The following is a 21378-nucleotide window of genomic DNA, read 5'->3' on the forward strand; positions in this document are numbered from 1 at the left end:
AATTGTGGAATTATTCTTCCATTTTTGGATATTGATATGTTGAAGGGCTTCGCCCCAAATCCAAAGGTCTGGCCGACGCGACGGGAAACCTTGCAGAAGCCAGGTTGCTGATTGCGAGATTGGACCGAGACCGTGCGAGCAAATACATGAAGAAAAATAATCTGCGGGATGTCGCGAGGACAACAGTCTCAACAATAGCTGCGGTATTGACCGCGGCGTTGCTTTCAACTGCGTTTTTTGGGGTGGCTGGAGCACAACAACTGGCTCAATCAGACCCCTATCAAAACTCAATCGTTATCTCGAGTGATCCAGATGTCCCGGAAGACGTTCTTGCTCGGCACATAGTTGCTTTGGGCGCAGATGATCTTAAGGAAGTTGCAGATATCTGGCAGCGCCGTGTCCAAACCAACCTTGCTAGAATAGCTGCGGATGTAACCCGTTTGGATACCGTAGGAGAGGACAAATTTCCTGATATTGTTGCGGAAATCAAAGCGACCAACCAGAAGAACGTTGGCTATTTTCAAAACTACCTAATTGTTGTTTATGCCTTGGCGCGCAAAGGTGGGCCGAAAGATGAAGTGAAGAAGCACCAGGACTTCATCAAGGGCTTCATTGGCGAACTCCTGCTGTCCTACCAGTGGACTACGATAGCACATCTATCTTGGGATTGGGTAAGATCAGGTAAGGGGGGGCTCCGGGTTTTAAGCGGACTTATTCAAGCGATCGCAGTTCTAACTGTAGCCTTCTTTCTTGGGGGAGCTTTGAAAAGAGCCTCTGACAAGTGGCTTCGCGCTCGTGACGAGGGAAATGAAGTCGCAGCGGTGGTTGTCCCAAATGTAATTCGCTGGGGTGTTCTTCTCATAGGGTTCCTTTTTGCTCTGTGGGGGCTTGGTGTGAACATCGGGGTCACCACTGCCGTCATCGGGGGGTTCGGATTTCTATTGGCCTTCATGATGCAGAACCTGTTTCAGAGTGTGATTGGTGGGTTTCTGCTTCAGGCAACGAACCCTTACGCGAAGGGTGATATCATTTCGGTCGACCAGATTATTGGAACCGTGATCGACGTAAATTTGATTTCAACGAAACTTAGAACTTTTGACAATCGCCTTATTCAGATTCCAAACCAGTCTATCTGGCAGGGTTCGATGGAGAACCTTACCAAGTACCGCGTGCGGCGCGTCGATCTTGTATTTGGAATTGGCTACAAAGATGACATCGAGACCGCTAAGGCGATCCTCTACGAGATGGTGGAGGAGGACAAGCGGTGTCTAAAAAGCCCAGAAGCCCGTGTTTTTGTTGGCGAGTTGGGACCCTCATCAGTCAATATTTTTTGCCGGCCTTGGGTGCGAACCGGCGATTACTGGGATGTACAATGGGATCTGACAGAGATCGGAAAAACGCGCCTGCAAAACAAAGGAATATTCATAGCGTATCCACAGATGGATGTGCATGTTCACACCCGACAGGAGCCATCAGGATCAGACTGAAACGCGTTGCAGAACCAAACATAGTTTGCAACGCGTCGATCAGACTAACCCGGACCCAGTTAGAAAATACTTGATCGCGTCCACGATGTAGGCGCACCCCAAGAGACCAAACAAAAGGGGTAGAAACCAGGACGCGGTGTTGCTGATGAATTGATTGAACCATTTCAGGCTATTGAGTATCGACTCGCCCATGAAATTATAGGCCAACGGTATGGCGAGAAATGGAACTGCAAAAGCCAGGTTGTAGGCGATCAATCCAACAAGTTTCGATTGAACATTGAAACGGTACATTTCATTGATGAAGCCGACGTATGGGACGGCGAACGGAATCCCAATTACACAAATGCTCGCGCCCATAACAAATGAAGACAGAATTCCATCTTTCTGTTGCAAGGCTTCGGACTTCCCAGCCTGTTTTTTCATTGAAGCATTTACACTTAGCCACAAGGCAATGGCCAATAAAACGATCCCCAGCAGAAAACCGACGACAAAATAAATGGGTATCGGATTTACAAACGTATCAATGACAAAGTCCACTACCGGCGTGATGAACTCGGCCAAGCCATAGACAATCAGAACTCCAACCAGAAAATACGTAGTTGTATGACCCAAGACCAGCGCAAGACTACTCGCAATCGGCTTCTTTCCAGTCAACGCTATAGCAGTCGCTGCCAAAAGGACTGGGCTCACCACATCGACCAGCAAGATAGGTATTGAAACGATCCACACATCATTCATTCATCAACACCTTTTTGTCCTAGCATAGCGTCGCCGGGAATAGGATTTGACGATCTTCCTAGTCTGGCGCCAGTGTTGCAAAACTGAACAAAGCTCTATGCTACGCAAAGACTAGTGCCCCTAGATTGGAATCTCCAATACCAATGGGCCAATAGCCATCTATGCCAACATTTCGTGTGAAACGTTAACTGTTTGGATACCGTAAAGCACATGTCCCGCACGCGTTTCCCCACATATTTCCCTTTCGTGAAAGAGAGAGGTGGGAGACATGTCACAGTTCAAAATCTTGAAGTTATTGCGCAGTAGATATCCTTTGACCACAGCGTCTGCTCATAACCTGGTATTGAGAGCCACAGAGCTACAACAGGTCAGGTTTGACTCCGATTGGTTTGAACTGAATAGCGTCTACAGGGCGCAGATTGCCTTTGAAGATGCGCTTAGTGAAACATTGTACTGGGCCGCTTTTGAAGCACGCGAAGGTAGCGTCGAGGGACTGTCCAAGTTCACCGAAAATTTCCTGTCTCAGTTCTCGCTTGCTTGTCCAAGTTGGAACGATGTTGTCATAGATATCAAAAGCTACCTGCAAAACACTAGCGCCAATAGTGTGTCCTTGCTGATCGACGCGATTGAAAAGGTGCAAAGCGATCAGCCTCACCTTGTTGGGCAAGGCGCGCCGAAAGCGGTTGACCGTTTTTGACGGACCCAATTGAACCTGACAAACCTCGCCACGAGTTTGTAGGCCTTGCCAAGCAGAAATATTAAGGATGCTGGGTCATCCAACAGGTTTCTGAAAGCGGTGCGATTTGGAGTTCCAGGAATTCTTCAGGCTTCAGATGTAGGCCGCTTTCTTTTTGCGCTCAAAGACAGAGAGAACATGGGCCGCAACGACCATAGCAAGCCATATCAACAATGAGCCGAAGTTTTCAGCCGCAGCGAGAGGCAAAACAGCGAACCCAAATAATATTGAAATGAGGTCACTGGCTTGCCAGCCATCAGATAGCAAGTCGGGCAACAGACCAAAAAGGCTACCGATAGCACCGGCAATGAGCGTCGCTAAAACCCCACCTACGAGTGACGAGACGCACCCTCCAACGCCTGAATTTCCGAACATAGGGGCAAGCAAATACCCCATCAAAGCCCCGCCCAACGTCATCGCAACTACGTAGCGCGCGACCAATCCAAAATTCTGTTTTGCCCAATCGTCGCCCAACCCGTCAGGAAGATCGCGAGAAAGAAAGAGCAAAAACAAACTTGCCCCGATCACGGCCATTACAAATGTCACGGGTCGTCGTGGAACTATCCGTCTCGATTTTCCAGTTGTCATTTAACCGGTCCATTTCCAATCAGAGTTTGATGGGCGCGAACTGAAGCTGTCCTGCATCCTAGGGCTTTCGCGTAAGCAGGACAATCTTAGCGGAAGTCTCGTTTGATTGTTGGGCAACATCAATGGGCAGACGGGAAAAGCAGTTTCAGACTCTCACTTAATTGACAGTCCTGTTTCTCAGACTCCAAGGCCGCACTCGACTATTGAGAAATGAATTTGATTTGACACGTACTTTTTGAATTGAACGTAAAGTGTTCCGTCATGCTAGAACTGTACATTTCTCCCAGCTTGGCAGGTTTAACAAAAACTTTGGCTCGTTGTCGAATGAGGAACAGGAAGGTCGACTCCAATATTGAAGGAAAGCACTTAGCAGAGTGCGATGCCAGTAGTTGAGACAAATTTGGAGAGCCAGTCATGAAGACCGAGTCCATTAGTGCAGTTGAAGTATTCAGTATGCATTTGAATAGGCATTATGAAGCTGATCAACGTGCAGACGCCGTCGTTGAATTGCTTTTGGAAAACGAAATTTCCAGATGGGATTTTTGGCCATTGCTGCAAAATTTGTGGGGTGGATTTGAAAAAATCAATCACACCATGTTTGTTCACGCGATGGGTGCAGAGAACCGGAAATCAAGCTGGAAGCCAACCACCGAGTGGCGCCTGCTTCCCAGAGAAATCCCGATTTATCGCGGTCAAAGCTTGGGAAAGGAAGTTGGCTTGTCTTGGACCAACAGCTTTGAGGCTGCCTTAGACTATGCACTCAAGTGTGGCCGCGCGACGAACACAACTCCGGTCGTGCTCGAAACTAAGATCCCCAAACACGCGGTTGCTCTGGTCATCGACGACTATGGCAGGAACGAATTTGTATTGTGGAAAGCGCCCCGGATTTCAGACTGTGCGGTTACTCAAGTTTCGTCACCTCACTAACTGAGCTACTGGCGTACCCTTGCACCGAATGCGGGGTTTAAAGTCAGTTCCTTGCTAAAGTATTTTGCTGTTGAAATTGCCGTGGTGATAAGCCCGTCCAGCGCTTGAAAGCCGTAGAGAATGCAGCCTGTCCTGCAAAGCCGAGGTAAAACGCAACTTCGCCTATAGAGAAACCGTCTTTCAGGTATGTTCGGGCAAGATCGCACCGAATGTCATCGACAATTTGGCGAAAACTCAAGCCTTGCTCGCTGAGACGCCGGGACAACGATCGCGAACTGAGCCCCAGGCCGGTTGCTACATTTTGCAAGTCGGGAATCCGACCTGGCAGTTCGTTCAATAATTGAGCTTCAACCCTGTTGCGGATTCCCAATTTTCGACCGACTTTCTCTTTCAGCAGGCTTTCCCCATAGTTGATCAAATGCTCTTTGAGAGCGGGATCGTAGCTTGGAATTGGAAGATCGAGAGATGAAAGCGGCAGGATAACCTCGGTTTTTTCTGAACCAAAGGTTACGGCGCATCCGGCTGCTTTTTGTATGTCAGGCCCTGCCGCCTTTACCACGTGCTGAAACCGAACCTCCAATGGATAGAGCTGGGTGTCCGTGACCATGCGCATTACAGCAATTGCCGAGAAGATCAGGAACTCTGTTCGACGGTGGAACTTGGCGAGACCTCCGTCAATAATTTGCAGTTGTAGCGAAGCATGATTTCCTGAAACAACCAAAATGTAGGAGATGGTATCGTCGGTTAGCGTGCCAAAGTGCGAAGCATTCTCGATCACTTCTCTAAGATTCTGAGAATACTTCAAAATGTACCAAACGATGTCACGCGGTGAATTGAAGCCAAGCCCGGCGACTGTCGCAAATGCTGGCGTGCTTAACTGAGCGCAAGCCAGACGGACAAATTGGCCTTCTTTGTAGGGATCAATAAGTCTCGATGGCTCATTCAGGTCACTGGGCGTGAGTCCCGACTCCTGCAGCACATTTTCAAACACATGGGTGTCTGATGCCTTTTCTTGAAACATTCGGGAAAAATGTCGTAGCCAAGCGTTGTCGATACCCATGAGCATTTCCTTTTATGCGCGTGGTTCTAGCGTCGAATAATACTCATCTGATCGTTGGCGACAATTGACATGCAAACTGGCGGCTCTGTGCCAGAGTTTCACACCGACGTGGTGGGTGTTCCAAGCAACGGCTGCTGCGCACGATGAAACTGCTGCAAGATTTGCAGCAGTTTTTTTGATTTTCAAACATGGGCACGCCTTAGTGAACGGCGTGGCCAGGGGTGGATGGAGTAGCATTTGCTGTCATGGGAAAGACAACGTGATAATCCCCCGGTGCCTCATTCATCTGATTTTTGGCCAAAAGCTCTCTTTGTGCCTGCTCCACCGCGTCGTCAAGTTGCGACGTCTTCGCGCTGGTGAGATCCAAAAGGTAATCCGATATCTCAGGAAGCACCTTGTACCAGCCTGGGTTTTCCAGCGAAAACTGGGCGAAAATACTCATTGTGAACTTGAAAAGTCGCTCGGCACTATTTTCGCGCGATTCACGCGCAGCCCAGAGCAGAGTTTCCTTCACGGCATTTTCAAACGCGACTTGAGCAGTAGAAGAACCGTTCAGGTCGATATGGATTTGATTTTCCCGCGTTCGCTTCAATTCTGCAGTCCGCAGGACCAGATCCTGAGCGGCGGCTATGGTTGAGGGATAAAGAGCCTGCAACGCTACTAGCTTTTTGTAGTTGGACATCTGATTGCTCCACGCTTGTTTCTGCAATTCAGATATTGGAGTTGAGTGAGGCCGCCAGCAGGTGGTTTACAGTATGATAACGGTTTGAAAGTGATATAATACTTTGAAATGCAAGTATAACATTTCTACTTTGCGGCGCGCTTGGCCGTTTCAATCGGCGTCTCTCCAAAGAACTGACGGTAGGCGACGGATGTTCTGCCAAGGTGATTGAAGCCAGCTTCCCCAACCAGTTTCGATACGACCCCTTTTTCATATGGCGTTTCAAGAAGCAAAGATCTGAGCCGGTGCAATCGAACCAGCGTCTGAAATTTACTCGGGCCAATACCCATCTGTTTCTCGAACGCGGCGTATAGGGATCGTCTGGGTACTCCTAGAAAGTGGCAAAGTGTCTGAACAGTTATTCCGGGATTGCTACTATCCATCAGAAACTCCTCTGCGGCAGTGACGATCTTCCAGTGCCCCTCGTCCGATGATCTGGAAACGTCCGCCTTGCCAGAGCGGAAAAGCAAATCACCCGTAAGGCGTTCAAGTTTTTGAGAAAGCGTACTAAAAATCTGTGTCTGATTTATTGTAGACTTCGACATTCCCTGACCAAGGGTAGTCTCCAAAGCATATACGTAGTCATTAAGTGTTTCTGATTTGGCCAACCGAATTGGTGTCTTGAAGTCCGCCCAGCCGCGCTGATTGGATACTGCCCGAGGAACTTCCAGCATCAACACACGTGTTCCGGCCTCAACAACATAGTCAAACTCTGTCGGTCTCAGTCCGTGCCAACAGACCAAAAATGGCGTGTGATACAAAACCCCTTGAAACCGGACGGGATCACCGTGCGGAAGAAATAGCCCAAAGTAGATCGTGTCGTGGTGCTGAATCTCGTGATATCGCACACGCGAATGAAATGTCTCAATATGTATGCCAAAATTGTCGAACGGGGCGCTTTCCCAAGTCACGATTGGCCCCTTTGGGTCAAGCACTGTCGCGTTGAACTCGACGTCTGTGTAGACAGGAAGATTTTCAAACGAGTGAATCTGAACGCTTTGCAACATGACGCCTCGGATTTTTCACCCTGTGTCTGTGAGGTGGGTTCAAAATTTAAGTTAGTTTGCACAATTCGGATAGCCAACTTCAAGCTTAGGCTACACTGTTGATCCCAAGCATAAGAAATCCTTTTTCAAACTTCTCGGAGATTCCCATGAGAAAATTCTCCTGCTCTGTTGCAGTTCTGTTGATGACAACCACGGCCTCTTTTGCGCAGGTTGCAGACCTGGTTTTTACCAATGCTTCGGTCTTGACCATGAATGATGATACGCCAACGGCCCAGGCCGTCGCCGTTACAGGTAATCAGATCAGCTATGTTGGGGATGTCGCGGGCGCAGAGGCGTTGATCGGTGACAGCACCGAAGTTCTGGACTTGGGCGGTGATACCCTGTTGCCGGGCTTTGTATCAGGCCACGATCACATCGTTGCGTCGGGCTGGACGTCGCGTGGCGTAAGCTTGTTCGGAATTGAATCGCTGGATGAGGCATTGGCTAAGATCAAAGAATACGCAGACGCGAACCCCGACGAAGAATTGATCCTCGGCTATGGTTTCAATCAGGTTGCCTATGGGGGATGGCCCACCAAAGAAGATCTGGACTCAGTGGTGTCTGACCGCCCCGCTTTTATCCTGGACTTCACCATCCACGACGTTTGGATGAATTCCAAAGCCTTTGAAGCCGGACAAGTCAGTCCTGACGAGGAAGATCAGGTGCCAGGGGTTATGTTCTGGCAGCGCGATATTGAGGGCAATCAGACCGGAATTGGTATCGAATTTCAATGGGCAGCGGCGTTTAGAAATGCCGGCGCTTGGGACCCGGCCGGGGAAATTCCTGACATCCAGAAAAACCTTTACGATCAAGCTGTCAAAACCGGAATTACGGCGGTTCACGTACCCTTGATGGCTATGCCAACGGTTACGGATTTGTCGCTGGTCAAGGATGACGAGAAACTGGCGCTTGCACATCTGCACGAACTAGAAAAGAACGGCGAGCTTTCGATCCGTACATTCGTTGCAACCGGCTTTAAGGACCCTACGGCAACTGCCGACGACATTGTCGCGCACACACTTGAGTTGCGCGAGCAATACGACAGCGACATGTTGCGCATCTGGGGCATCAAGATACATCCCGAGGGGAACTGGAGTTCAAAAACGGCGTGGATGTTGGACGATTACGCTGACGGGTCCGCGACGCGCGGTGCGGCTGCCATCGAAGGTCCCATGATAACTTCGGTGTATTTGCAAGCTAACCAGAATGGGTTGCCGGTGGGCACCCATGTCGACGGATCACAAACGGTTCGCAATACTGTCGAAGCGATAATGACCGCGCGCGGAGCTGGCTATGACGTTCCGAACAACCTTTTGCACCACTATTTCTGGGTATCTGATCAGGACCATGAGACTGTTATCGAAAACGAGATCATGGTGAACACGACCCCACTTTTCCACGTTGACTGGGAAGCACAGGATGTAAACGCGTTGGACTTGTTGGGGCGCGCTAAGGTCGAGGCGATTTTTGCCCGCTATTCCTCGCTGATGGCATTGGGGCACAACGTGTCGATTTCTTCGGATGTGCCATCCGCGCCGATTGATCTGATCGGTCCGCTCCTCAATGTTGAGATCGCGATGACCTTGCAGGACCCGCTAAATCCGGACAGCAAGCCGTTCCCGTTGTCTCGCAAACCGGCCTCATTGGAAGAGTCGCTGAAAGCGGTCACGATCTATCCTGCGGCTCAGCAAGCGATGGAGGACAAAATAGGCTCCATCGAGGTGGGAAAATATGCCGACCTCGTCGTTCTCGATCAGGACATCACCGCAGTCGAACCGCGCGAAATCTCGAACATCAAAGTGTTAGGCACGCTTATGGATGGGCGGTTCACGCATCGGGACGGCATCTGACAATGTAATGGCGGTCAGCGTGACATTGTAGCGCTGTCCGCTCCTACGGGCTTTTTGAATTGGGCTCACTTGGTGGAATTACGGACGTTCCTGAGTCCTTGGGGTGAATCAATCGGAATTCAGTTCATCGGAAATAACCCGTACCAATGAATGGAGGCTGAATTGAACTTTCGACCCCACATCACGGTCTTGGGGCTGATCACAACTCTGGCGACTGCAACTGCTGCGTTCGCGGAAGAAGTGGCTTTTATTGCAATCCTGAAAGTGCCTGATGAAAACGCACAGGCCTTCGATACCCTTGCCAAGGAAATGGTCGTGGCGTCTGCCACGGATGACGGGCTTTTGGTTTATGAGTTCGCCCGGGTTGGTGAAACGGTGTATGGCTATGAACGCTACGTTGATGCCGCGGCCCATGCACGACATGAGACACTTATCGAACCGTTTCTACCAAAATTGGTGGAACTTGCGCAGTTTGAACGGATTGTCACCCTTTCACCTCTCTCAGATGGCCATCAAGAGCTCTTTGAAAGCATTGGCGCAGAGATTGGTCGACCAATTGCAGGCGTAGCACAGGACCGTCCCCAACAGCCCTAAGCCTTAGGACGTAGATCAGGGAAACGCAAAGAGATGCCAATAGGGATTGTTCATGACAAATCGGGTTTTCATCGTCGCCGCGCTCCTGACCGGAGTTCTGATTTCACATCCGGATCATGTATTCGCCTGTGACGCCGCGTGTCAGGCCGCGCGAAAGGCAGCAAATCCGCTGGCGGATACAAAGGCGCTTATAACGGACAACACAATCGCATTCAGGACCGGCACAAATGACGATGACAGTTATAACTTTCAGCTACAGCCGGTTTATTCGGTTCCACTAGAGAATGCCTCGTTGGTTCTGCGCGGGATCATTCCCATTCAGGGCGTTCAGCCAGGTGCAGTGCTGCCGCCCGGTATAGTCGACCCTTCTCCAGACGACGATCTGACCTGGGGCATCGGCGATTCAACGGTGCAGGCGTTTTATGCGCCGACACCCGGACCAAGCGGGATTGCGTTGGGATATGGGGTGCAGGTGTCCATGCCGACCCACACGGATGACGCATTGGCCGGTGCAGGCTGGGGTGCCGGACCCGCGTTTGTGGTATTCGGGCAGGCAGGGGAACTTTCATGGGGCGCAGTTGTCGCCCATATGTGGGGCGAAGACGATTTCAGCGTAAGTATCCTTCAACCCATTCTGAACTATGGGCTGGGCGAGGGGTGGTACGTTGGGTACAATAACGTCATCTCTTACAACTGGAATGCCTCGGGAAACGACGAAGCATGGGCCGTTCCGCTGGGTTTGACTGCGGGCAAGACGTCGATCATCAACGAGGCCAAAGGTACGGCCATGGATGTTAGCATGGGGTACTATGTTCTAGAGCGTAGACCTGAAGGCGGGCCGGACAGACAGGTCAAAATTGGCCTCTCATTCTTTTTCTGACTGGCCACAAAATTCTGGAACTGAATACGGATCAGAGACCAAAACGATAAAGCGGACAAAACTGCAATTTGTGGTTTACCCAAAGATATGAAGGGCCGGCTCGCATTCAATGCATAGCAAAGAAACGATGACTGTATGTAACCGGAACGCTGACATGACACGCAACGTACTTGCCCTTATTGCCTGCCTTTCAATTATGACATGCCCTCATGCCAGCTTTGCGGAAACTGTTCAGAATACGCCTGAATCCTCAGTTGGACGCGCCCCTTCGGGGGCTCCAAGGATCAATCTCGATACACGCGCAATTGATGCCTCGGCATTCTCGGGTGTTTCTGGCTTAAGCGAAACTACTCAGAAACACTTGGCCGTAAGTTGGAAAGAACTTTTACCTCCGCTTACATCGCTTGAAACTCCGTTCGCATCACTGTCTGCACCACAACTGGAAGCCATGCGAACACATGTGCGCTGGCAGACGTCCAGCGCACATAAGCGTTCAGATGAGAGCTTTATTGCGGAACACGATGCAGCAACCGCCCTTCTCGCAAAACACAAGATTGATGTGGAAAACCTCATGCGAGAGCGCCGAAAGATCATTGCCCAAAACAATGCAAATGGTCGCGGCCCGAACCCTCGTATTCTTGGCAAGACGATAGTGATCCCAGGTTACATTGTACCACTCGCGCTCGAAGGCGGTATGGTTACCGAGTTTCTTCTTGTGCCTGTTGCCGGTTCTTGCGTTCACACGCCTTCACCACCCCCAAATCAGATCATTCATGTCGTTTATTCGAAGGGTGTCGAGTTCAGATCAATTTTTGACGCGTTTTGGATCGAAGGTGAGCTAAACGCGCAAGAACGGCTTAGTAATGTTTCTTTCTATGATGGTGCAGCGACAGTGATTTCCAACTACAGCCTCGATGCACGCGCCGTTCTTAAGTTCGATGGCTAAGTATTGGACATCTACGAAGGGTTTGAGGAAGTTACTGCTGAACCGTTCAGTCAACATCTTGCGATTTTGTGAGCGATTTCGGGGTGTAAGAGAAATTATGTAATCTCGCGCCTCGGCGCAAATTTCAGAAACGAAGCAGCACGTATTCAACCGGATTCAGAGATGCCTAGCCCACACGCATTGGTCTCGGTTGCATCCGAGCTCTTCCAGGAACCTGTTGGCATCCAGATTGAAGTCTTTGGCAAGGTCTTCGATTTGAACCGCGCGAAAACTCTCGAGATTCCGTACCGTTCGACCGTCTTCAAAGACAATCAATTCGTGAGACCTGCCTGACCAACGCACGATCCCGCCGCAGAGCGTGCGTCGTTCGACATCGACCAATTCAGCGACAGGGTCCGCAAAAAAATCCGTCCATTTGAGAATACCGGTAGTGACCGCACGCGCGACGGCCTGTTCCGTTGTTCGGCACTTAAGCTTGGTGACAATTGAGGATGACAGTGCGTGCACAATTCTGGATGAGAGGCCTGTCTGCCGCGCTATGACCGATGGGATCAATCCCGAGGCGAGCATCTTCAACACATCCATCTCATCGTCGGACAAAGCGTCCGTGGGAAAGTTGAAGACCGTATCAATCACGTCGAGTGCGAGTAGATGCAGGACCTGTGCCTCATGGCGCAGGGCAGGGAGCATATTCGCGACCAATGCGTCCCATTCGGTGCGAGGCAGGTTGGATGTGACCGTAAACACACCTCGCTCGCCAAACGGATTGATAACCGGAATGGATAGTCCGTGCTGACCCACACCAAATTTTCTCGCTGCATCGAATAGCGGTGCGTGTTCACGCTGATCATCAAACACAGCCCAATCAATTGGTGCGATCATTGCGGCGCCAAACCGGATGAGGGGATCGACCAGGACCATGTCGTTGTCGACGTAGTGCCTGACCCATTCGGCTGGGAACGTGGTGCAGCCGTGGACAACGTTGTGATGCTTGTCGATATGGGCGTAGGACGCATTCTCCAGTCCGAACCTGGAACAAATTTCCTGAAGGCGCGCCTCCCCGGTCTGCCGAAAATCCAATTCAGAATTGCCAATATCCGCGATTTTCATAGGTCTTCTCTCTGTTCTGCATCGCCTTCGCGACCCAGTAGCAACCTAAAGCTGAACAAACTACTCGGGAATTCCCGTAGATAATCACACATGCGAACGCAGCTTTGTTCGGAAGGCTGAAACAGAGCGAAAACCTGCCGACGAGACGGATGTATTTGCGAAGCTGACAACATACCCACGGGCGGGGTTCGAGCAACGACCTCGTGCCCTAGCGAAGTTCGTTTTCCTCTTCCTGAGCTCTTCGGGCGAGCAATCCCATGAAACTGGAAATCAGGTTCAGTTCCCCGCGCTCATCTGCGTGCACCATACCGCGCAGATATCCGCCCGGATTAACCACAGGCGGCAAGCGTGGATCGCTCAGCCTCGCGTCTGTGATCAACCCGGCCAGAATTGCACCCTCATCAGCGGTGATAATGTAAACGAGGAACTCGTTGGCCTCTAAATATCGCATCAATTCCAACATCGGTTGGTAGATCAGACCTTCTATGCCGACGCCGAGTTCCGGGTGCTTGAAGTTCGCTGCGAAATCTTGCGCCCACCCTTGCTCAAAGCTTTGGCTAACGCTCGGTTGTGAGAAACGACGATGATCTGACTTCGCGCGGAGGCTTCTTTGATCAACCGAGCTAGAGGTGGGATTAAGTCAGGATGCAGGCTTGTTTCGGGCTCATTTAGGACCATCAGGCTAGGAGGTCGTGGCGTCAGTAAGGCCGCCACGAGGAGCAGGTATCGCAGGGTCCCATCCGACAATTCCGCAGTGCTGAGCGGGCGCAGCAACCCGTGCTGTTTCATTGTGAGGCTGAATAACCCATCTTTCGCATGAACCTCAATTGAACTTCCCGGAAATGCGTCCATGACGGTCTTTTCAAGTGTTGCCACATCGCCGATTTCCCGAATTGTCTCAATAGCTGCCGCCAGGTCCGAGCCGTCACTTGCAAGAATTGGAGTTCGGGTGCCGACCTGTTGCCTTCTGGCCGGGGCCTCACGATCAGTCCGAAGTTGATCATAGAACCGCCAATTCCGCATACGGTCTCGTAAATGCAGCAGCTCTAATGCGTTATTCGGATCGGCTGCGTGGGTCATCATACTGTCAAACGGTGGAAGGGTAGTGGCCGCCTGGTTCCAAGAACCGTACTCCGACCGTACCCGTACACACGGGCCACGGCGCTCTGCAAGCGCGTTGTGTCGGCTCAATGTCTCGCCGATCCACAATGCTTCGGACTTGATCTCAGGATCATTAGAAAAGGCTGAGTTTTCTGCTGGCAATCCAAGCTCGACTGCGTACCCGTAGTCTTCGGACGCAAAGCCAAGCTTTAGGCCGACTGGTTTGCTCCGAGTCGTTCCGGTGATGGGTACTTCACCCGTTTTCATCCCTCGAGACAGCACTTCAGGCCCCGCCCACATTGTGGAGCCCAACCCTCCTTCAGACGCGAGTGTAGAGATGACACTACCTTGTGACACCTCGCTCAACATTCGAAGCGCGCGATACAGCGACGACTTTCCGACCCCATTGCCACCGGTAATTACCGTCAGGGGAGCAAGTGGCAGAACCAGATTTCGGAGAGATCGATAACCGGCGACAGCAACTGTAACAAGCATTTCAGTCTTTCCGGCTCCGGCGATCACACATCAACAGACGACCTATCAGACTAAACACAGGATGTCCGCAACAGGTTTTGATTAAGGCTTTCATGTAGCCGCTGCGAATGAGAGCTTTGTCTGTGGCTGACACAGTTGCATGGAACAAACTTCCTTGCTGTTATTTCTGTCCAAATGAGCTAGACGCACTAGAAAAAGGGAGGTGGGTAGTAGTTGTAAAGCCGCTTTTTATGAGGTTGGTGTCCCTGAGCGAACTCCATGTTTGGCGCTCGCTGCCTGATGATGAGTGTCTGAGCATTTCTAAACGCTTCCGGCTGAACGCGAAGTGACTCCGGTTTAGCCGACCCAGAATACCCCATCAAGGAGGCGGCGGTCGTTGGCGATTTTGCGCCCAATCCTTATTTGTTGATTGTCAGCTCTCGTGCTGAGTTGGTCTGCATCGAAGACAACAACTTGCCTCAAGCCAATTACCTGATACGCATCATCATCGTAACAAACTAGACCCCAGCCGGGTTCTCCACATCCCTTCCCAAGGCAGCGAGGTCTGAGTATCGGTCGCCGATCCGGTGGTGCGGGCGACCACGGGTTGATGCCCCCAGAGCCACAACAAGTTCATCCACATCCGGCGCGTCGTAGATTGAAAACTGGACGGTCAGGTAGTGCGACCGCCGCCCGGTATCATGTTTGTCCATCAGCGGGATCTGAATTTGGGTGTTCGCGGGCCCTCGCGTGTTTGTGAAACCGAGATAGCTTTTTGCACCCACTGCCTCACGATAATAATTTCCGTACTGCAGGGTGTGAATAAGCGCGGAGGCATGTTCAATCTCACAACTTGTCCCGGCGATACAGGCTTTTCCGTAGGCTTCTATCGCATCGCCTGACCCCGCCAGAGCGATCAGTCTGTTGGTGAGCATCTCTCCCAGAACTGGCGCCATGCGCTGAATCTCTGGTGAAAGATCATCGACAAAGCCACGTCCTGCCCAAGGGTTTCTGACCACCGCTGCCACGCCGATCATGCGCAACACGGGTTCCGAAGGTCGGCCTCCTTCTGTGTGAATATCCTCATCAAAGGTGACTACCTTGCGCAATTCGGGGATCATATTGCTTCTCCTGTCAAACGTGATAGCTGTGGTGCCCGGTCGGTGTGTGTACGACGCCTTCGACTTCAGTTCCGTGGTAGAAACCAAATGTACCGTGGCTGTTTTCCTTTGCGTAACGGCGCAACATCGAATTTTCAGCCCCGTCGCGTACGCGTTCCAGCGGCAAGTCGCCGAGACCAAAGTATTGCATGCCGTCAGGGGGCTGCCCATGAACGCTTCCGTGGTAGATGATCCGCTGCGTCCCACTTTTGGATATTCGATAAACCGCATAAGGATGCGCCAGCTCTACAATCAAATCTCGGTTTGACAGATCAGTGATCAGCCCATCTGCAGAATTGTTATTTGCAGGAGCAACCGGCACTGAAATGTGCCCGCTTTTGTCAACGGAGAGTAGGACCCGATCTTCGTTGGCCAGTACCGCTCCGACGGTCACACCACCTGCAGTGGCGGCCTCTGTCAGGGCACTGTTGAGCCCCAAATCGAAATAGGCACCGCGAAAGTAGCCCAGCGGATGTCCCTCGCGCGTTTCGAAATCCTCCACGCGGCCGATCAGGATCAGATGGTCACCAGCATCGACCAAACGGTGTCGGGCACAGCTGAACCGGGCGAGCGCACCGTCTATCGTGGGCATGTTCCGCGCGTCAGGTTGCCAGGCTGCAATGTCGAATTTTTTGGCTGATTGAGACGCGAAAAGGCCCGAGATTTCTTTTTGGTCGTCCGACAGGACGTTGACCGTGAAATGATCCGCCTGCAGGAAGGTTTCAAAGGACAAGGCCTGCTTACCGACACAAACCAGGAGTAGAGGTGGGTCGAGAGAAACGGAGGTAAATGAGTTCGCCGTGAACCCGCGCGGGGTCCCGTCCGGCTGCCGGGTAGTTACCACTGTCACACCGGTGGCAAAGCGCCCGAAGGCGTCGCGCAGCGCCTTCCCGGCTAAGGGTTCCGTCGACTCCGGTGGGGTCAATCCTTCCAGAATGCTATTGTGCTCACCTAGCGCAGGAGGGGTCGTCAGTGCACCTTGGCGGTGTCGACCGAACCGCAACGGGTTTGCTGCCACGATCCAAGGTTCATGCCCCGCATCCGGATGCGGGACCTTCGCCAGCATGCCGCGACTGGCTACATGAGGGTCGGCCGCGATGTCCGAGATATTGTTCATCGGGCCGAACGGGACCTGGCCACCCAGTGTTGCCGTCAATTGCTCCTTAGTCCGTTGTCGGGTCCAATCGCGTACGATTTTGTTGACTTCGGAAGCATGGTTGGCCCGGGCCGCCCTTGTGGAGAAGCGGTCATCTTGTCCAAGTGACGGTTGCCCCATCAGCCGTGTCAAAAGCTGCCAAAACGCGTCATCGACAATACCAAGCGCGATGTGGCCATCGGCTGCAGGGTAAAGGCCAAACGGGGAAAGGAATGGATGCCCGTTGCCTTCCGGTCCGGGCACCTCTCCTGTCACGTTATGCAAGTAAACCATTCTTTCGCAGAGCGAGATCATGGCATCATACATGGCCACATCCACAAACTGCCCTTTGCCCGTCGCTTCGGCCTCGCGCAGGGCGGTCATGATACCGAAAGCCATCATCATGCCGGTGAATATGTCACCCACCCCAGGTCCGGTCTTGGTGGGTGTGTCAGCATTCGGTCCGGTGACGGACATCAGACCGCCCATGGCCTGCGCAACCACATCGTACGAAGGCCAGTTGGCATAGGGGCTTTGGCCTGTGCGCGGGTCGCCAAAGCCACGGATCGCGGCATAGACGAGCCGGGGGTTGTCGGCAGCAAGGCTTTCATAAGACAGGCCAAGGCGATCCATTACGCCCGGGCGGAAATTCTCGACGATGACATCCGCCGTTGCCGCAAGTTCTCGAAAAGTCGCGCAGCCCTCGGACGATTTCAGATCAAGCTGCACGCTTTTCTTGCCGCGGTTCAGGCTTACAAAGTAGCCGGCCCAGGCATGATCCGGATCGTCTTGACGGAACGGTCCGTTGCCGCGGCTGGTGTCGCCATGTTTGCCTTCGATCTTGATCACCTCGGCCCCGTGATCCGCCAGATGCATTGTACAATAGGGACCTGAAAGCATCCGGCTCAAATCCAACACACGCAGGCCTTTGAGGATTTTGGTGCTCATGGCTTCAGATCCAGATTGTTGAGAAAGCTGCGGAGTGGCTTGTTCACTGCGTCCGGGTCTTCGGCAAGTGCCATATGCCGCAGTCCCGGGAGGATAAGTGCACTGCCCCCCGCAATCTCGCTTGCGATGGCATAGGCCATGTCAGGCCCGTTGCCGAAATCCTCATCACCGGTAATCACCAGCGCCGGGCAAGAAATCGGCGGGCTTGGCGCAACAATTTCGTCGATACCATCGGCCAGCACGCGATAGATAGTGTGGTAAATTGCTTTGTCATTGGCCATGACCCAGTCGCGTACCGTCTCCATCATACGAGGGTTGGACTGGCGGAACGCATCGGTGAACCACCGGTCCAGCGCAGCCTCGACCGTTGCCTTTGGTCCGTCCCACCGTGCCTGTTCCACCCGTTTCAAGATTGCCTCTTGTGCGGCGTCGGTCCGTTTGTGAGGGGAATGAAGGATCACCAGAGCTGAAACCCGTTGTGGCACATCCTGGGCAAACCGACGCGCGATCATGCCACCCAACGAGAACCCTGCGATAACCGCGCTTTGGATGGCGCAGTGGTCCAGCAAGCTCTCTAGCTGGCGTGAAAACATTGAAAGGCTGGGGCGTTCGGGTGGCGGGGCACTTTGCCCATGACCATATAGATCATAGGTGAGAACGCGAAAGCGATCAGACAGTGCAGGGATCGTCCATTGCCAGCAATCCTGGTTCAGGCCCAGCCCATGGATCATTACCACAACAGGCGCACCTTCTGGTCCTGTCATTTTTAAATGGGTTCCGTCTGGTGCTATGCCCATCAGGATTGGTCCTTGAGGGGGCGATAGGCTACGACTTCGACCTCAACGCGGGCATCCACCAGAAGATCGCTGACCACAGCCGACCGGGTTGGAGGCTCAACTGGAAAATAGTCGGCGTAGACGGCGTTAAATCCAGGGAAATCGTCGCGCTCCCGCAGCCAGACCATGGCCTTGATGACATCGTCGCGGGTGCAGCCTGCCTTGGCTAGTGTCTTGGTGATGTCGTCCAAAACTGCGCGGGTCTGCTCTTCGACGGTGCCATCGGTCATAGGCACGCCGTCTCGCATAGGAATTTGCCCTGTCAGAAAAACGAAATCACCTGCCCGAATGGCGCGGGACAGCGACAGAACCCGTCCGCCAATTTCCAGTGGACCTCCGATAACCTGCTTTTTGCTACCCATTTCCAAGCCTCCCCTTGGAACAGCCTGCACCCATGATCGGATGCGAGACCCGGATTTTTCGACAGACTGCGTCGTATTTTCATAACCCTGAGGCGCGAAAGCAGACATGAATAGGGAGGCAACAATCAGGGGGGAGGCACGCCATGGCTGATGTCAAAAACTATCAGATGCTGATTGATGGCGACTGGGTCGACGCTGCGGATGGCGGTACTTTTGACAGCGTCAACCCAGCCAATGGTGAGGTCTGGAGCCGTGTTCCAGAGGCAACTGAGGATGATATCAACCGCGCAGTCACCGCGGCGCACACTGCTTTTAGCAGCGGCCCCTGGGCGCGGATGACACCGACCGAGCGCGGCAAATGCCTGCGCAAGCTGGGCGATCTTCTGGCGGATCATTCCGAAGAGCTGGGACGAACTGAATCCATCGACACCGGCAAGATGCTCAAGGAAACGCGTTGGCAAGCCAAGTACATTGCCGAGTTTTTCCACTTTTTTGCTGGGTGTGCGGATAAGGTAAGCGGCGAGACACTGCCCATCGACAAACCTGACATGTTTGTCTTTACCAAGCGCGAACCTCTGGGCGTGGTTGCTGCCGTGGTGCCCTGGAATTCGCAATTGTTCCTTGTAGCGGTCAAGATCGGCCCGGCATTGGCTGCCGGGAATACGGTTGTTCTAAAAGCATCCGAACATGCCAGCGCGGCCATGCTGGAGTTTGGGCGACTTGTCGAAATGGCCGGTATCCCGCCTGGTGTGGTCAACATCGTAACGGGTCATGGTGAGCCCTGTGGACGGGCTTTGACCGGGCATCCACTGGTGGCGCGCGTCTCTTTTACCGGTGGCCCAAATGCCGCGCGCCATGTGCTGGAGAACGCAAAACGCAACTTTGCCGAGGTCTCATTGGAACTGGGCGGCAAGTCGCCCTTCATTGTTTTTGATGACGCCAATATCGAAAGTGCAGTCAATGCCTCGATTGCCGGTATCTTTGGCGCGACAGGGCAAAGCTGCGTCGCCGGATCGCGGCTCTACTTGCACGAGGACATCGCGGATGAGTTTCTCGACAGGATGGTGGCGCAGGCGCAGCAGATCCTCATTGGCGATCCACTGGCCGAGGAAACTCAGATGGGGCCGCTTTGCACCCCTGGACAGTTGGACCACATCCAACGCGAGGTTGCCTTCGCTCAGGAAGAGGGCGGCACAGTTCTGGTGGGGGGCAAGCAGCCGGAAGGCAAAGCAGGGCTATATTTCGAGCCAACCATCATCGACTGCCCACGGCAGGATCTGCGTATCGTCGATACAGAGCTTTTCGGCCCTGTACTTTGCGTCCAGCGTTTTAAGACCGAATCTGAGGTGCTGGAACTGGCCAACGATACCGAACATGGGCTGGCGGCGGGCATCTTTACCACCGACGGCGCGCGATCCTTGCGCATGGCAAATGCGGTGCGTGCCGGCATCGTCTGGGTGAACACCTACCGTGTTGTGTCGCCGATAGCGGAGTTTGGTGGCGTTAAAGGATCAGGCTATGGCCGCGAAAGCGGGTTCCAGGCGATCTACGATTACACCCGGCCCAAGACGGTCTGGATGAACACATCGGAAGAGCCGATGGCGAACCCGTTTGTAATGCGCTGAGGGAGGTGAGCATGAAATTCCAACTTGCCGTAAACATGGAGCGGATCGACAACAGTCTTGATATGAAAGACGTCGCGCGCCACACATTGGAGATGGTGCAAATCGCCGAGGATGGCGGTTTCGATATCGTTTGGGCTGCTGAGCATCACGCGCTGGAAATGACGATTGCGCCCAACCCGTTCCAACTGCTGACTTGGTGGTCATCCGAGACCAGCCGGATCCGGCTTGGTACGGCGGTGGCGACCGCTGCGTACTGGCACCCGATTAACCTGGCCGGTGAAGCCGCGATGCTGGATCTTTTAAGCGGCGGTCGGTTGGAGTTTGGTATCGGGTCAGGTGCCTATCAGCGCGAGTTCGATCGCATGAAGCCGGGCCTCAAGCAATCTGATGCGTGGCGCTATATGCAAGAGATGCTGCCCACGGTGCGCGAGTTGTGGAAGGGCGATTATGCGCATGAAGGCGAATATTGGCAATTCCCGACATCAACCTCGGTGCCCAAACCATTGCAAGCCGAGGTTCCGGTTTGGGTCGCGGCGCGCTCGCCGATCACCTATGACTACGCCATGCGTGAACGCTGCCACGTGAATTGCTGGCCTTTCACCCGCCCGTTCGCTGAGGCCGAGCTGTACAAAAAGCAACTCGATGAGGCGATTGAAAAAGCGGATAATGGCTGGGTTCCACGTTTTGCGCTGATGCGCCATTCCTGCGTTTACGACAATGCGGCCGATGGCGAAAACGCGATGAAGGCGGTGCGACGATTGCTGAGCCAGTTCGAAAACCTCTATCGCAATTTGGGCGATGTCAAAGATGGTTTTCCTGCTTCCATTCCGCTGGATCAGTTGGAGGGCCGGGAACAGTATGATCCCTTGATGCTGGAAGAAAACCTAATGTTCGGTTCACCTGAGCGTGTGATTGGAAAGCTCAAGAAATATCAGGGGCTCGGTGTGAACGAGTTCATCTACTATGCCTCGATGGGGCTTGATCACGCGGCGCAGCAGCGATCCTTGCGCATGTTCTGCGACGAGGTCATGCCGGAATTCAAGGAGGACTGAAG

At 52.9% G+C, this 21378-nt stretch carries 21 protein-coding genes; 9 read left to right on the forward strand and 12 right to left on the reverse strand.

What is annotated here, in order from left to right:
* The first annotated feature begins 146 nt into the window (after positions 1-146).
* Positions 147-1487 carry a mechanosensitive ion channel family protein gene (locus ACR0B7_RS11585; RefSeq protein ID WP_170576775.1) on the forward strand — a complete coding sequence of 447 codons (1341 nt, stop codon included), beginning with the start codon at positions 147-149 and terminating at the stop codon, positions 1485-1487.
* A gap of 39 nt (positions 1488-1526) precedes the next feature.
* Here the strand turns inward: ACR0B7_RS11585 and ACR0B7_RS11590 are convergent, their stop codons facing one another.
* Positions 1527-2225 carry a hypothetical protein gene (locus ACR0B7_RS11590; RefSeq protein WP_170416121.1) on the reverse strand — a complete coding sequence of 233 codons (699 nt, stop codon included), beginning with the start codon at positions 2223-2225 and terminating at the stop codon, positions 1527-1529.
* A 268-nt stretch (positions 2226-2493) separates the two neighbouring features.
* Between ACR0B7_RS11590 and ACR0B7_RS11595 the strand changes: the two genes are divergently transcribed.
* Complete coding sequence (locus ACR0B7_RS11595; protein WP_170416123.1) at positions 2494-2922, forward strand: hypothetical protein; 429 nt, start codon at positions 2494-2496, stop codon at positions 2920-2922.
* Between the two features lie 132 nt (positions 2923-3054).
* Here ACR0B7_RS11595 and ACR0B7_RS11600 read toward each other — a convergent pair whose 3' ends face one another.
* Positions 3055-3495: a hypothetical protein gene (locus ACR0B7_RS11600; protein WP_170567701.1), complete on the reverse strand. Its 441-nt coding sequence runs from the start codon at positions 3493-3495 to the stop codon at positions 3055-3057.
* 468 nt (positions 3496-3963) lie between these two features.
* On the opposite strand from ACR0B7_RS11600, the gene ACR0B7_RS11605 reads away from it, so the two are divergent.
* Positions 3964-4476, forward strand: coding sequence for a hypothetical protein (locus tag ACR0B7_RS11605; protein WP_170416127.1), 513 nt, complete (start codon positions 3964-3966; stop codon positions 4474-4476).
* A 43-nt stretch (positions 4477-4519) separates the two neighbouring features.
* On the opposite strand, the gene ACR0B7_RS11610 is transcribed toward ACR0B7_RS11605, so the two are convergent.
* The 3 genes from ACR0B7_RS11610 to ACR0B7_RS11620 form a co-directional block, all read right to left on the reverse strand.
* Positions 4520-5536, reverse strand: a complete 1017-nt coding sequence (locus tag ACR0B7_RS11610; protein ID WP_170485929.1) for an AraC family transcriptional regulator — start codon at positions 5534-5536, stop codon at positions 4520-4522.
* A gap of 199 nt (positions 5537-5735) precedes the next feature.
* Positions 5736-6218 (reverse strand): hypothetical protein, encoded by a 483-nt coding sequence (locus ACR0B7_RS11615; protein ID WP_170416131.1) that lies wholly within the window; start codon positions 6216-6218, stop codon positions 5736-5738.
* 125 nt (positions 6219-6343) lie between these two features.
* Positions 6344-7264, reverse strand: a complete 921-nt coding sequence (locus ACR0B7_RS11620; RefSeq protein WP_170576774.1) for a helix-turn-helix domain-containing protein — start codon at positions 7262-7264, stop codon at positions 6344-6346.
* A gap of 146 nt (positions 7265-7410) precedes the next feature.
* On the opposite strand from ACR0B7_RS11620, the gene ACR0B7_RS11625 reads away from it, so the two are divergent.
* From ACR0B7_RS11625 to ACR0B7_RS11640, 4 genes are all read left to right on the forward strand, one after another.
* Positions 7411-9153 (forward strand): amidohydrolase family protein, encoded by a 1743-nt coding sequence (locus ACR0B7_RS11625; RefSeq protein WP_170576773.1) that lies wholly within the window; start codon positions 7411-7413, stop codon positions 9151-9153.
* A 162-nt stretch (positions 9154-9315) separates the two neighbouring features.
* A complete protein-coding gene (locus ACR0B7_RS11630; RefSeq protein WP_170418897.1) occupies positions 9316-9747 on the forward strand; it encodes an antibiotic biosynthesis monooxygenase in 432 nt (143 codons plus the stop codon).
* A gap of 52 nt (positions 9748-9799) precedes the next feature.
* Positions 9800-10627 carry a hypothetical protein gene (locus tag ACR0B7_RS11635; protein ID WP_170418900.1) on the forward strand — a complete coding sequence of 276 codons (828 nt, stop codon included), beginning with the start codon at positions 9800-9802 and terminating at the stop codon, positions 10625-10627.
* Between the two features lie 154 nt (positions 10628-10781).
* Entirely contained in the window at positions 10782-11573 is a 792-nt protein-coding gene (locus tag ACR0B7_RS11640) for a DUF3299 domain-containing protein (protein ID WP_170486595.1), read from the forward strand.
* Between the two features lie 156 nt (positions 11574-11729).
* Here ACR0B7_RS11640 and ACR0B7_RS11645 read toward each other — a convergent pair whose 3' ends face one another.
* The 7 genes from ACR0B7_RS11645 to ACR0B7_RS11675 form a co-directional block, all read right to left on the reverse strand.
* Complete coding sequence (locus ACR0B7_RS11645) at positions 11730-12683, reverse strand: LuxR family transcriptional regulator (protein ID WP_170486594.1); 954 nt, start codon at positions 12681-12683, stop codon at positions 11730-11732.
* 208 nt (positions 12684-12891) lie between these two features.
* Positions 12892-13134, reverse strand: a complete 243-nt coding sequence (locus ACR0B7_RS11650) for a hypothetical protein (RefSeq protein ID WP_170486593.1) — start codon at positions 13132-13134, stop codon at positions 12892-12894.
* 32 nt (positions 13135-13166) lie between these two features.
* The gene (locus ACR0B7_RS11655; protein ID WP_170576772.1) at positions 13167-14279 is read right to left on the reverse strand and encodes an AAA family ATPase; all 1113 of its coding nucleotides are present in this window, start codon (positions 14277-14279) and stop codon (positions 13167-13169) included.
* A gap of 497 nt (positions 14280-14776) precedes the next feature.
* Positions 14777-15379, reverse strand: a complete 603-nt coding sequence (locus ACR0B7_RS11660) for an amino acid synthesis family protein (RefSeq protein ID WP_010443804.1) — start codon at positions 15377-15379, stop codon at positions 14777-14779.
* Between the two features lie 13 nt (positions 15380-15392).
* The gene (locus ACR0B7_RS11665; RefSeq protein ID WP_170486591.1) at positions 15393-17501 is read right to left on the reverse strand and encodes a CoA transferase; all 2109 of its coding nucleotides are present in this window, start codon (positions 17499-17501) and stop codon (positions 15393-15395) included.
* Complete coding sequence (locus ACR0B7_RS11670; RefSeq protein ID WP_254447392.1) at positions 17498-18265, reverse strand: alpha/beta fold hydrolase; 768 nt, start codon at positions 18263-18265, stop codon at positions 17498-17500. Before ACR0B7_RS11670 ends, ACR0B7_RS11665 begins: the two co-directional genes overlap by 4 nt.
* A 32-nt stretch (positions 18266-18297) precedes the next feature.
* Positions 18298-18699 carry a RidA family protein gene (locus ACR0B7_RS11675; protein WP_170418304.1) on the reverse strand — a complete coding sequence of 134 codons (402 nt, stop codon included), beginning with the start codon at positions 18697-18699 and terminating at the stop codon, positions 18298-18300.
* A gap of 143 nt (positions 18700-18842) precedes the next feature.
* On the opposite strand from ACR0B7_RS11675, the gene ACR0B7_RS11680 reads away from it, so the two are divergent.
* Positions 18843-20324 carry an aldehyde dehydrogenase gene (locus ACR0B7_RS11680; RefSeq protein WP_170486589.1) on the forward strand — a complete coding sequence of 494 codons (1482 nt, stop codon included), beginning with the start codon at positions 18843-18845 and terminating at the stop codon, positions 20322-20324.
* An 11-nt stretch (positions 20325-20335) separates the two neighbouring features.
* Positions 20336-21376, forward strand: coding sequence for an LLM class flavin-dependent oxidoreductase (locus ACR0B7_RS11685; protein WP_170486588.1), 1041 nt, complete (start codon positions 20336-20338; stop codon positions 21374-21376).
* Positions 21377-21378 lie beyond the last annotated feature (2 nt).

The organism is Ruegeria sp. BB6 (assembly GCF_056539385.1).

Bases quoted from the DNA above. Each gene is read 5' to 3' on its own strand.
- ACR0B7_RS11585 (WP_170576775.1), top strand. From the start codon at position 147: ATGAAGAAAAATAATCTGCGGGATGTCGCGAGGACAACAGTCTCAACA.
- ACR0B7_RS11590 (WP_170416121.1), bottom strand. From the start codon at position 2,225: ATGAATGATGTGTGGATCGTTTCAATACCTATCTTGCTGGTCGATGTG.
- ACR0B7_RS11595 (WP_170416123.1), top strand. From the start codon at position 2,494: ATGTCACAGTTCAAAATCTTGAAGTTATTGCGCAGTAGATATCCTTTG.
- ACR0B7_RS11600 (WP_170567701.1), bottom strand. From the start codon at position 3,495: ATGGCCGTGATCGGGGCAAGTTTGTTTTTGCTCTTTCTTTCTCGCGAT.
- ACR0B7_RS11605 (WP_170416127.1), top strand. From the start codon at position 3,964: ATGAAGACCGAGTCCATTAGTGCAGTTGAAGTATTCAGTATGCATTTG.
- ACR0B7_RS11610 (WP_170485929.1), bottom strand. From the start codon at position 5,536: ATGGGTATCGACAACGCTTGGCTACGACATTTTTCCCGAATGTTTCAA.
- ACR0B7_RS11615 (WP_170416131.1), bottom strand. From the start codon at position 6,218: ATGTCCAACTACAAAAAGCTAGTAGCGTTGCAGGCTCTTTATCCCTCA.
- ACR0B7_RS11620 (WP_170576774.1), bottom strand. From the start codon at position 7,264: ATGTTGCAAAGCGTTCAGATTCACTCGTTTGAAAATCTTCCTGTCTAC.
- ACR0B7_RS11625 (WP_170576773.1), top strand. From the start codon at position 7,411: ATGAGAAAATTCTCCTGCTCTGTTGCAGTTCTGTTGATGACAACCACG.
- ACR0B7_RS11635 (WP_170418900.1), top strand. From the start codon at position 9,800: ATGACAAATCGGGTTTTCATCGTCGCCGCGCTCCTGACCGGAGTTCTG.
- ACR0B7_RS11640 (WP_170486595.1), top strand. From the start codon at position 10,782: ATGACACGCAACGTACTTGCCCTTATTGCCTGCCTTTCAATTATGACA.
- ACR0B7_RS11645 (WP_170486594.1), bottom strand. From the start codon at position 12,683: ATGAAAATCGCGGATATTGGCAATTCTGAATTGGATTTTCGGCAGACC.
- ACR0B7_RS11650 (WP_170486593.1), bottom strand. From the start codon at position 13,134: ATGCGATATTTAGAGGCCAACGAGTTCCTCGTTTACATTATCACCGCT.
- ACR0B7_RS11655 (WP_170576772.1), bottom strand. From the start codon at position 14,279: ATGCTTGTTACAGTTGCTGTCGCCGGTTATCGATCTCTCCGAAATCTG.
- ACR0B7_RS11660 (WP_010443804.1), bottom strand. From the start codon at position 15,379: ATGATCCCCGAATTGCGCAAGGTAGTCACCTTTGATGAGGATATTCAC.
- ACR0B7_RS11665 (WP_170486591.1), bottom strand. From the start codon at position 17,501: ATGAGCACCAAAATCCTCAAAGGCCTGCGTGTGTTGGATTTGAGCCGG.
- ACR0B7_RS11670 (WP_254447392.1), bottom strand. From the start codon at position 18,265: ATGACAGGACCAGAAGGTGCGCCTGTTGTGGTAATGATCCATGGGCTG.
- ACR0B7_RS11675 (WP_170418304.1), bottom strand. From the start codon at position 18,699: ATGGGTAGCAAAAAGCAGGTTATCGGAGGTCCACTGGAAATTGGCGGA.
- ACR0B7_RS11680 (WP_170486589.1), top strand. From the start codon at position 18,843: ATGGCTGATGTCAAAAACTATCAGATGCTGATTGATGGCGACTGGGTC.
- ACR0B7_RS11685 (WP_170486588.1), top strand. From the start codon at position 20,336: ATGAAATTCCAACTTGCCGTAAACATGGAGCGGATCGACAACAGTCTT.